This is a genomic window from Mesorhizobium sp. B2-5-4, from assembly GCF_006441095.1.
Lineage (GTDB): Bacteria > Pseudomonadota > Alphaproteobacteria > Rhizobiales > Rhizobiaceae > Mesorhizobium > Mesorhizobium salmacidum.
Genome location: NZ_VFUR01000044.1, coordinates 1 through 10,681, shown reverse-complemented (window position 1 = coordinate 10,681; position 10,681 = coordinate 1). Strand labels below are relative to the sequence as shown.

Genomic DNA, 10,681 nt, shown 5'->3' with positions numbered 1-10,681 from the left:
GGTGCGACAGGCTCGACTGGGGCAACCGGCTCGACTGGAGCGACAGGTTCGACTGGTGCTACCGGCTCGACTGGTGCGACAGGCTCGACCGGCTCGACCGGAGCGACCGGAGCAACTGGTGCGACAGGCTCGACTGGAGCTACCGGCTCGACTGGAGCGACAGGTTCGACTGGTGCAACCGGCTCGACTGGAGCGACCGGCGCGACTGGCTCGACCGGAGCGACCGGAGCAACTGGTGCGACAGGCTCGACTGGAGCTACCGGCTCGACTGGAGCGACAGGTTCGACTGGTGCAACCGGCTCGACTGGAGCAACCGGTGCGACTGGCTCGACTGGCTCGACCGGGGCAACTGGCTCGACTGGAGCAACTGGCTCGACCGGGGCAACTGGCTCGACTGGAGCGACAGGTTCGACTGGAGCGACAGGCTCGACCGGAGCGACAGGTTCGACCGGTGCGACCGGGTCGACCGGAGCAACTGGCTCTACCGGAGCGCCCGGTCCGACAGGTCCGACCGGAGCGACGGGGCCTGGCGGTGAGACCGGTGACCACCACCATGGCAACAACGGTGGCGGCAACGATCCTGACCACAACGACAGCAGCAATCCGGGGAAAGGCCATCCCAATGATGGCACTGACGCCGATGGCCCCCCTGACGGTCACACCGCCACGGTCACGGCCAGCACTCTCGGGCTCAAGGACTCGACGCAGTTCCTGCAATCCGGCTCGACCGACAATGATGCCGTAAGCCCTGCGTCGTTCCGCCAGCTCATCGGACTAGCGGCCGGTTCGGTGACGACCGACCTCCTGAACGTGCTCAACACGATCAGGGGATTTGGCCAGAACCAGAACAAGCCGCTGGGTGCGAGCACCGACCTGACCTCGGATCCCAAGCATGGTGCGGGCAGCGCCAACAGCGACGACACGGTGAAGAAGGCTCTGAAGGATATTCTGAAGCCGCATGAGTGAGCAGGAATGGTAAGTGGACAGACCACGACAGGAACCAGTCCAAGGCTGAGAAACGGGCGCGCGCGCTCTGCGGAAAGCAGGGTGCGCTCGCCCGTCATTTCTGACCGGGGACGGGTCCGTCCGACCGGCCGGCTCGGCGTGGATCAGTCCCCGCTTGAGGTATCGGTGTGACGGTTCGCCTGGGGTATCGGCGCTTGCGTGTCGGAGGGAAGCCCATGGTGAATATCCCTCTGAGCGCCGAAATCCAGCCGGTGGCGGTCCGCGCCGGCATCGAGGCCGATACGACCGAACCGGGGTGGCTTCCCGGTGGTCCCGCCGAGTTTGAAGAGGTCGGGCAGCGCCTCAAGGCGATGTTGCGGGTCGCCCGCTATCACGGGGTCGAGCTCGACCCGAACGAATTCAGGGCGGCGAGCGCAAGCCTGTTTCCAACCTCCGCTGACCTGTCGGAGTGGGCGCGCAACGGCGGTATGTGGTCTCGCGCCGTCCGCGTTCGCTGGTCCCACCTCTTGCGCTTCCAGGATACCGGGCCGGTCGTCCTGCTGTTCAGTGATGGCGGCGCGGGGATCCTCACCGGGGCCAGTGCCGAGCGCAACCTGGTCTTCCTCAAAGGCGTGGACGCGCCTGATGACGGTGAATCCACCGCTATCGACGAGTTGCGCCTGTCGCAGGTGTGGACGGGGGAGGCGGTGCTGCTGCGAAATGCGCGATCCTCTGTTGCGGCGGACGCGCCTTTCACTCTCGGCTGGCTCGCCGAACTGGTACGGCTCGAAAGCCGGCCTCTGCGTGACGTCGCCATCGCCTCGTTCACGCTCAGCGTCCTTACCATCCTGCCGCCGCTCATCGTCATGACGGTGGTCAACAAGGTGCTGCAGTTCAACAGTGTCTCGACGCTGTTGCTCTTGTCGGCCGTAATCGCCGTCGTCTTCGCCTACGAAACGCTCTTGGGCCACGCACGGCGGCTGATCATCAACGTCGTCGGCGCCCGCCTGGACACCAAGCTGCAACTGCACATTTTCAGTAGGCTCCTGCGCCTGCCGCTTGACTATTTTGAGCGTCATCCGGCCGGCGAGACGCTGTACCATCTCGCGCAGGTCTATCGCATCCGCGAGTTCCTGACCGGCAAACTCCTCAGCACGTTCCTTGATCTGATAACGCTCTGCGTGCTGGTACCGGTGATGTTCTACATCAACGCCAAGCTCGCCTGGATCGTGATTGCCTGCGCAGGCGCGATCGTACTGATCATTATTGCCTTCCTCAAGCCGCTGCGCCGGAGGTACCAGCGGGTGATTGAAGCTGAGACATGGAAGTCGGCGGCACTCGGCGAAACTGTCGTCGGGATAAAGACCGTGAAGGCACTAGGTCTCGAGCCGCAACGCAAGGCGCTTTGGGACGAGCAGGTGGCGGAGGCGGGAAGGGCGCGTCTGGCTTTCGGGCAGTTCGCCAGCTGGCCGCAGACCCTGGTAACGCCGATCGAACGTGCCATGGTGCTCGGCACAATGCTGATTGGGGCCTATCTCGCGATGAACGACAGTTCCGGCTATATGGTAGGCGGCCTGTTCGCCTTCATGATGATCTCCCAGCGCGTCGCCCAACCGCTTGTCGGGCTGGCGCGGCTGATCGAAGACTACGAGGAGGTCGGCGCGGCGATCGGCGAGGCGTCGTCGGTCCTCAACCGACCACTGGAGAGCAGTTCGAATTCCCAGGGCTTAAGGCCGAGGCTCGTCGGCGAGGTCACGTTCAACGATCTGACCTTCAGCTATATCGGTACCAGGACGCCGGCGCTCGACCGGGTCAGCTTCAACATTCCGGCAGGCACCATGTTCGGTATTGTCGGGCGCAGCGGGTCGGGAAAGTCGACGATCGCGCGCCTTCTGCAGGGGATCAATCGCGACTATAGCGGTTTCCTCAAGCTGGACGGTGTCGACCTCAAGGAATTCAACCTGCGCCACCTTCGCCAGGGGCTCGGCGTGGTGCTCCAGGACAATTTCCTGTTCCGCGGGTCGATCCGCGAGAACATCATCGCCGGGCGCGCAGGCCTGACGCTTTCCGACGCGATGCGGGCCGCGCATCTGGCAGGCGCCGAAGAATTTATCGAACGAATGCCGAATGGCTACGACACATACATCGAGGAAGGGTCGCCCAATCTGTCGGGCGGTCAAAAGCAGCGGCTGGCGATCGCGCGCGCCCTCATCCACAATCCGACCGTCCTTATCCTCGACGAAGCGACCAGCGCCCTCGATCCCGAGAGTGAAGCGGTCGTCAGCGCCAATCTCATGCGCATCGCTAGCGGGCGAACGATGATCATCGTTTCGCACCGGCTTTCTTCGCTCACCGAGTGCGACCAGATCCTTGTCATGGAGCAGGGCAAGGTCCTCGACGTCGCTCCGCACGCGATCCTGCTCGAACGATGCGCGCTCTACCGCCAGCTGTGGGCGCAGCAGAACCGGCACCTCGATGGCCGCCACGGCCGTCCGGTCGCCGTGCCGCCGCGGTCGGGTTGACCGATGTCGCGCGGCGGTCGATTCGAGCTTTCAACAATGATCGCCCGCAAGACGGCGAACCGTTCCTTTGGCCATCGCGCTTCGACTGAAGATGGAATGGATGGGATCGGTTTCATTCGAGACAGTTTGTACTTCGAGTGCTTACACTCCAGGTCCAGCAAGCCATGACCACCACCTCTCTCACCATCCACCCCGCCCGCTTGCGTCGGATAGAACCGAGCGATCCGACGACACCAGCCATTCTCGAATTCCAATGGCCGTCGACAGCGGTCGCCAATGCGCCAATTCCTCGGTCGGCGCGCGGTGTCGTCTGGATCATTTCGAGCATGGTGGTTGCCTTGATTGCCGTGGCGGGACTGATACCGGTCGACCAGGTGGTGACGGCCAGAGGGCTGGTGGTTTCAAAATCGCCCAACATCATTGTGCAACCTTTGGAGACGGCGATCGTCCGCTCGATCGACGTGCGCGAAGGTCAGCACGTAAAAGCCGGGCAATTGCTTGCCCGCCTCGATGCTACCTTTGCCTCGGCGGACCTCCAGTCGCTGGCGATGCAGGTCGCGACGCTTGAGGCAGAGGTGGCGCGGTTGAAGGCGGAGGCCGACGGCCAAGCTTTCAACTATGACGGTCTCGACCCGAGCTGGACCCTGCAGGCGTCTATCTTTGAGCGCCGCAAGGCAGTCTATGAGGCCAAGCTGGAGAATTTCGACCGGCAACGCGATGAACTCAGTTCGGTGATCTCGCGTTCTCAATCGGATGCCTTTGGCTACCGGCAGCGGCTCTCGGTCGCGGCATCGATAGAACAGATGCGCAAACAGCTGGAAGAAAGACAGGTGGGAAGCCGCCTCAATACCCTTATCGCGGAAGACAATTCGGCAGAGATGTCGCGGGCGCTCGGCAATGCCGAGCAAACAGCAGAGGCTGCCAAGCGCCAGCAGGCTGCGGTGGCCGCCGAGCGCGACGGCTACATTCAAGGCTGGCGAGCGGAAGTCTCACAGGGTCTGTCCGACGCGACCTCCCGGATGTCCGACGCTCGCGAACTCCTCAACAAGGCAAGGCTCCGTAAGCAGTTGGTAGAGTTGAAAAGCGAAGCAGACGCCATCGTCCAGTCGGTGGCGAAAGTCTCGGTCGGCTCGGTCCTCCAGTCGGGTGAGCGCTTGATCACGCTGGTGCCGGCCGACGCGCCGCTTGAGATTGAGACAAACGTGGTCGGCCGCAGCAGCGGCTTCGTGCACGTCGGCGACCCCGTGGTCATCAAGTTCGACACCTTCCCCTATTCCCAATACGGCCTCGCCCACGGCACCGTGCGATCGCTCAGCCCGGACTCCTTTTCTGCGCAGGAGCAAGCACGCGACCCCAACAGTTCCCTGGCCATGCTGCCCTCGGATGCCGAGCCATTCTATCGGACTCGCATTTCCATCGACCAGGTCGCGCTGCACGGGGTACCCGCCGGTTTCATCGTCAGCCCCGGCATGCCCGTGACCGCTGACGTCAAGGTCGGCCAACGCACGGTGCTCAAATATATTCTCGGCGCGATGCTGCCGATCGGCCAGGAAGCCATGCGTGAGCCATAGGCTGCGGCGCGCCAGCGGCCAGATGGAGGACGTCAGGGGACTCGGATCGATGACAATTCTGGATCGGCTGACTGGTTTCGCCAACCCTGCGGCAGCATTGCGGCGGGCAGTGCAGCTTTTTGACAGCGGCAGGCCTTCGGAAGCTTTTCCGCTCATGGCGATGGCCGCGCGCGCGGGCATCGCCGACGCCGAATATCGGGTTGGGCGTTGTTATCTTGAAGGCTCGGGTGTGCCGCCGAGCCGCGTGGAGGGGACGCGGTGGCTCGGGCGGGCGGCAAAACGCGGGAGCGCCGATGCACAGGCGCTCCTCGCCGCACTCTATGTGAGCGGACTGGCGACATCTGAAGCTGATGTCAAGCGCCCTGCATCGCAACGCCTGTTCGAACAAGACACCTTGGGTGAGCCGGACTTCGTGGCGGCACGCGAGCTTGCCACGAAGGCGGCCGAGGCAGGCTCGGCAACCGGTCAAGCAGTCCTCGGCTATATCCTCACCAGGGGTCCCGGACCGATGCGCGATGCGGATGCAGCGCACCGCTGGTATGAGCGCTCGGCCGCGGCCGGCTGCGCCGAAGGACGCCTCGGCCTTGCCCTTTCCCTGGCCCGGCAAGGTGGTCTCGCGGAACGGGACAGAATTGCTGACGAGGTACGTCGTGCCGCCGACGCTGGCCTGCCGACCGCAATCTACCTCTTTGCGATCTTCACCGAGCACGGGCTGGGCGTCGCGGGCGATCTTGCTGCCGCAGCTCGGCTGTATCAGGCGGCTGCGGAGCAAGGCCTGCCCTCGGCCCAATTCCGATTGGGATTGGCGATGATCGAGGGGAGCCTCGGTGACCTCGATCCTGTGGCCGGGGAGGCGTGGATGCGACGTGCCGCATTGGCCGGCAACATCGAGGCGGCGTACCTCCTGGGGGAACGTAACGTGAAGTACCGACCGCCGGATTATGCAGAAGCCGCAACATGGTATCGACGGGCGGCCGAGGCGGGTCATCAGGCCGCCGCTCGCGCCCTAGGCTCCCTTTACCTAACGGGAAACGGTGTTGCCAGGGATGAGCAGGAGGGGACACGCTGGCTGCGCACGGCCGCAACCAGCGGGAATCAGGCAGCACAAGTCGATATGGCCAACCTCGCTCTGCAAGGGATTGGCGAGGCGGACGACACCACAAATGTAGCAGGATGGTTCGAAGCCGCCGCATCTTCAGGCGATCTGATCGCCGCATTCAATCTCGGCCTCTGTTTCGTCAAAGGCGTCGGCGTGCCCCAGGACGAAGGTCAGGCGGCGCAATGGCTAAGGCGCGCTGCTGAGGGCGTGGCCGAGGCTCAATATATGTATGCGCGCATCCTCAGGGATGGGCGCGGGGTGGCGGCCGATGCGCAGCAGGCCCGCGCCTGGTTTGCCCAGGCTGCCGACGGCGGCATACTCGACGCGCAAGTGGCACTCGCGGAGATGCTGCTCAATGGCCGTGGCGGCGATCATTCGCCAGAGGCCGCGGTGCAGTTGTTCGAACGAGCCGCCGCCGCCGGTCATGTCGGGGCAATGTTTGCGCTCGGAGCGCTGCACAGCTCCGGCCAGGGTTTGCCGATCGACCAAGTGGTGGCGCAGAAGTGGTTCTCGGCCGCCGCCGAATGTGGGCATGGCCAGGCCCAACTTATGCTGGGCCGATATCTCGCCAAAGGTATCGCCGGAGAGCGCGACCCGTTGGCCAGCCGCCTCTGGCTCGAGCGAGCGGCTGCACATGGCATCGTGGAGGCGGGCGAGGAATTCGCTGAGGCTACCTCGGGTTGAGGTGTAATGGAATATGAGCACGCGCGCCGCTGATTTCCTACGCGAATGGATTTGCGACCATCTACCGCCGCGAATTGACGACGCAGCCCTCGTCGTGACCACCATGGCGGCCGACGCCGTGCGGGCGGCAGAGGCTCAAGGCATCGCACGCCAAGAGATCGACCGAGAAATCGGAAGCGTCTACGAAGCGACCATGCGCACGCTCCAGGATCGCACGTCCGGTTTGCCGGATTAGGCACAACGCCACGACCTCGGGTGCAAGAGTTACCTTAAGCCTTGGGTAGCCGATCGGGCTTGGGATTTCCAAAGAGGAGGAAGCACTCTCATAAGCCTAGACGTGTTGCCATAATTGGCGGAATCCCGTTCAGTCGCACTGAGGGGCAGGGTGTATTTGCGGCGCAAATAGGTCGGTCATAGCAGGAGGCGCGGCTTCTCGCCTCGATGCTCCTTGGACAACCGCAATTGTCGCATCGCCTAGCCCGTTTGCGTTCATCATCATGGCCATCAAAAGAATCTCAACTGGTGGCATCGCAACACCGTATGATATATACAGATTGTCTAATGTGATCGTTTGCCCCGGGTGCGATTTAGATGCCCAGTTCTACAAACAGAAGGGTGCTGTCGAGGAGTGTGGTCGAAATGGGCCTCTTCTCCGCGGCAATGAACACCCTGGTGTTGATTCTGCCTCTCTACATGCTGCAGGTATATGACCGGGTTTTGCCTGCGGCCAACCTCGACACGCTCGCCTATTTGACCTTGCTTGCTCTATCGTCGCTCTTGCTGTTCGGCGTACTCGAAGTCGTGCGCAGCGTATATGCGAGCCAGCTCGCCGCTCGGCTGGATGTCTCTTTGGGTGCATCATCATTTCTTGCGGCAATGAGCGGTCCGCGTGCCGGTCTCGGCGACGTCCAGGCCCTGCGCGACTTGGCGACCCTGCGGGGATTCATCGCCTCGCGAACCATCTTTTTTCTATTCGACCTCCCTTTTGGGCCGATCTTCGTGGGCCTGCTTTACTTCGTCCATCCGTTGCTCTTCCTGGTAACGGTTATCGGGGCGGTTCTCATGGTTGCCATCGCTGTGCTGAACCAGATCGCGAGTTCGCGACCCAGCAAGGAGGCGGCGGACAATCTTAGCGCCTCAATGAATTCGGCGCAGGCCTTCGCGCGAAACTTCGAAACGGTCCGCGCACTCGGGATGGTGTCCAACGCGATAGAGTTCTGGGGGATCCGTTTTTCCGACTCACTGCACGCCTCCGACGGACTGGCTCGCATCAACGCGTTCTATGGTGGTGTGTCCCGCACGACGCGGTCGGTGCTGCAAATCGCGATATTGGGCGTCGGTGCATATCTGGTTCTGCACAATGAAATGACCGCAGGCATGATCTTTGCCTCATCGATGATATCGGCGCGGGCCTTGCAACCTCTTGATCAGATCGTTGGAAGCTGGCGGCAGATCACCGACGCCAATCTTGCATGGAAGCGGCTTTCGGTATCCCAATCCGGGCCGGACAAGCAGGAAAACCCGGCATTGCCGAGTCCCGATGGAGTGTTGAGCGCAGATCAGATAGTCTATCATCTTCCAGGTTCGGCCGACGGTGCGATGCCGCTCATCAAGCGGGTGACTTTCGAGGTCCCCGCTGGCCAGACCGTCGCGATCGTCGGCCCGAGCCAGGCAGGAAAATCGACGCTGGCGCGGCTCATCGTCGGTGCAATCCAACCCCGTTCGGGCGCGATCCGTCTCGATGGCGGCGATATTCGAAACTGGGATCCGGAGGAACTCGGCCGTCACATAGGCTACCTTCCACAGGATGTGGAACTCTTCCCTGGAACCATCGCACAGAACATTGCGCGCTTTGAGCCGGACGCATCCGACGAGAAGTTAGTTCAAGCGGCCCGGAAGGCGCAGGTACATGAGCTGATCATGGGGCAGAGGAACGGATACTCGACGGTGATCGGCCCCGCTGGCGTTCGCCTTTCAGGCGGCGAGCGTCAGCGCATTGGCCTTGCACGCGCTTTTTACGGCGATCCCAAGATACTGGTTCTCGACGAGCCCAACGCGAATCTTGATTCCGACGGCGAAGCCGCGCTCGAGCGGGCGATCATCCAAGCGCGGTCGCGAAAGACGACCGTCCTCGTCATTACCCACCGGCCCTCCCTCGCTTCCAAATGCGATCGCATCCTCATGCTGCTAAACGGTCAGGTCGAGATTTACGGTTTGACCAAGGACGTGCTCGACGAACTTGCTCAGCGACGGGCCCGAGCGGCAGCAGCGGCGACCGCTCAGTCGCATGACAATGAAGGAGTGGTGCCTTTCCCGTCACAGGCTCGCGTAGAGGTAAAAGTCGCAAATGACGGCCCCTAGCCAAACCATCCAGGCTGGCGCCAAGGCTTATCGCTGGCAGCGCAACATCGATACACGCACAGATCGGATCATGCTGGCGGGATATGCAAGCGTGGCCGTTTTCGTGCTCGGCTTCGGGTTCTGGGCAGCCACGGCGCCGATTGCTGGAGCAACCATTGCGCCGGGTGTGGTCGCCGCAGCAGGGCAGAATGTCATGATCCAGCACCTCGAAGGAGGCGTTGTCAGGAGCATTAGAGTTCGCGAGGGTGACAGGGTCTCAAGAGGCCAGGCCCTGATCGTGCTCGATCCGACGATGGCGCGGTCCCAGCTCAACCGGGTTCTCAAGCAGTGGGTTGCACAAAAAGCCGAGATTTCTCGGCTCGAAGCAGAGCGCGACGGCCTTGAGAGTATTGTCTTGTCCAGTGACCTCGGAGCCTATTCAGGCGCTTCCGAATATAGCGATGTCTTCGGCGAGCAAAACAAGGAATTTCAGGCGCGGCTAGCACGTTATGGCGCGGAACAGGGGATACTGAAGCAAAGGGTGGCAGCACTTCAGGACGCCATTGTGGGGTTAAAGGCTCAAAAGAAGGCAGCGGAAAATCAGCTTGTGATCGTCAACGAGGAGACGGAAAGAAAAAAAGACTTGCTACAAAAAGGACTCACAAATCGGTCCGAATATACCAATCTTCTGCGCAGTACCGCCGAGTTGGTAGGACAGGCGGGATCTCTGGAAGCGCAGATCGCCAGCTCGGCGACCCAGACTGTGGAAGCGCGTCAGCAGATTGAAAGGCTTACAACCAGCCGGGTCGAGGATGCCGTCACCGAACTGAACAAAGCACGGGCAGAGGTCGCGGATCTCGAGGAACAGATCAACGCTGCGCGATCAGTCCTGGACCGAACCACAATCCGGGCGCCTGTGGACGGCATCATCGTGCGCTCGCTCTACAATTCCGAAGGCAGCGTCATCCGCGCCGGGGAGATCGCGATGGAGCTTCTGCCGACCACGAACGAGCTCATCATCGAGGCCAGGATAAAGCCTGAAGATATCGACTCAATCAGGGTCGGGCAGGACGCAAACATGATGTTCACCGCACTCAACGCGCGCACGACGCCGAAAGTGTCCGGAAAGGTCTTTTACATTTCGGCCGACCGGCTGATGGCACCCAATACCGGACTGCCTTACTTCACCGTCCGGCTTAAAATGGCCAACAAGCTGCCACCGCAGGTTAAGCCCGACCAGATCTATCCAGGCATGCCGGTCGAGACATTCATCTCAACGGGCGAACGGACGTTTCTGGCTTATCTGACCAAGCCCTTGGTGGATTCGTTCCAACGCGCCTTCCGGGAGAGATAGCCCCCCGCATCTTGGATATCGGAAGCTCCGATGTGAAACGGCGCTATTATATTGGAACCTGCGCCCTTCGACGTCAGACGAAGTGGAAGAGGGCATCTACCATCTCTTCAGGCGACTTGCCGAGCGTCTTGAGATGGATCTCCGGGTTCTCCGGTGCTTCGTATGG

At 62.0% G+C, this 10,681-nt stretch carries 7 protein-coding genes and 1 pseudogene; all 8 read left to right on the top strand.

What is annotated here, in order from left to right:
- Positions 1 to 536, top strand: a pseudogene (locus FJ492_RS29395) (hypothetical protein); the annotation flags it as partial.
- A gap of 253 nt (positions 537 to 789) precedes the next feature.
- Complete coding sequence (locus FJ492_RS29390; RefSeq protein WP_181166789.1) at positions 790 to 966, top strand: hypothetical protein; 177 nt, start codon at positions 790 to 792, stop codon at positions 964 to 966.
- 167 nt (positions 967 to 1,133) lie between these two features.
- Positions 1,134 to 3,467: a peptidase domain-containing ABC transporter gene (locus FJ492_RS28395; RefSeq protein WP_246676158.1), complete on the top strand. Its 2,334-nt coding sequence runs from the start codon at positions 1,134 to 1,136 to the stop codon at positions 3,465 to 3,467.
- A gap of 164 nt (positions 3,468 to 3,631) precedes the next feature.
- Entirely contained in the window at positions 3,632 to 5,038 is a 1,407-nt protein-coding gene (locus tag FJ492_RS28390; protein ID WP_140773629.1) for an HlyD family type I secretion periplasmic adaptor subunit, read from the top strand.
- 49 nt (positions 5,039 to 5,087) lie between these two features.
- On the top strand, positions 5,088 to 6,821 hold the full coding sequence (locus FJ492_RS28385) for a tetratricopeptide repeat protein (RefSeq protein WP_140773627.1): 1,734 nt from the start codon (positions 5,088 to 5,090) through the stop codon (positions 6,819 to 6,821).
- Positions 6,822 to 6,834: 13 nt separating this feature from the next.
- Positions 6,835 to 7,056, top strand: coding sequence for a DUF768 domain-containing protein (locus FJ492_RS28380; protein ID WP_140773625.1), 222 nt, complete (start codon positions 6,835 to 6,837; stop codon positions 7,054 to 7,056).
- A gap of 356 nt (positions 7,057 to 7,412) precedes the next feature.
- Positions 7,413 to 9,182 (top strand): type I secretion system permease/ATPase, encoded by a 1,770-nt coding sequence (locus FJ492_RS28375; RefSeq protein WP_140773623.1) that lies wholly within the window; start codon positions 7,413 to 7,415, stop codon positions 9,180 to 9,182.
- Positions 9,169 to 10,515: an HlyD family type I secretion periplasmic adaptor subunit gene (locus tag FJ492_RS28370; RefSeq protein ID WP_140752371.1), complete on the top strand. Its 1,347-nt coding sequence runs from the start codon at positions 9,169 to 9,171 to the stop codon at positions 10,513 to 10,515. The genes FJ492_RS28375 and FJ492_RS28370 overlap by 14 nt, the downstream gene beginning before the upstream one ends.
- The last annotated feature ends 166 nt before the right edge of the window (positions 10,516 to 10,681 follow it).

Coding starts and splice junctions, on each gene's coding strand:
- FJ492_RS28380 (WP_140773625.1), top strand. CDS start 6,835: ATGAGCACGCGCGCCGCTGATTTCCTACGCGAATGGATTTGCGACCAT.
- FJ492_RS28375 (WP_140773623.1), top strand. CDS start 7,413: ATGCCCAGTTCTACAAACAGAAGGGTGCTGTCGAGGAGTGTGGTCGAA.
- FJ492_RS28385 (WP_140773627.1), top strand. CDS start 5,088: ATGACAATTCTGGATCGGCTGACTGGTTTCGCCAACCCTGCGGCAGCA.
- FJ492_RS28370 (WP_140752371.1), top strand. CDS start 9,169: ATGACGGCCCCTAGCCAAACCATCCAGGCTGGCGCCAAGGCTTATCGC.
- FJ492_RS28390 (WP_140773629.1), top strand. CDS start 3,632: ATGACCACCACCTCTCTCACCATCCACCCCGCCCGCTTGCGTCGGATA.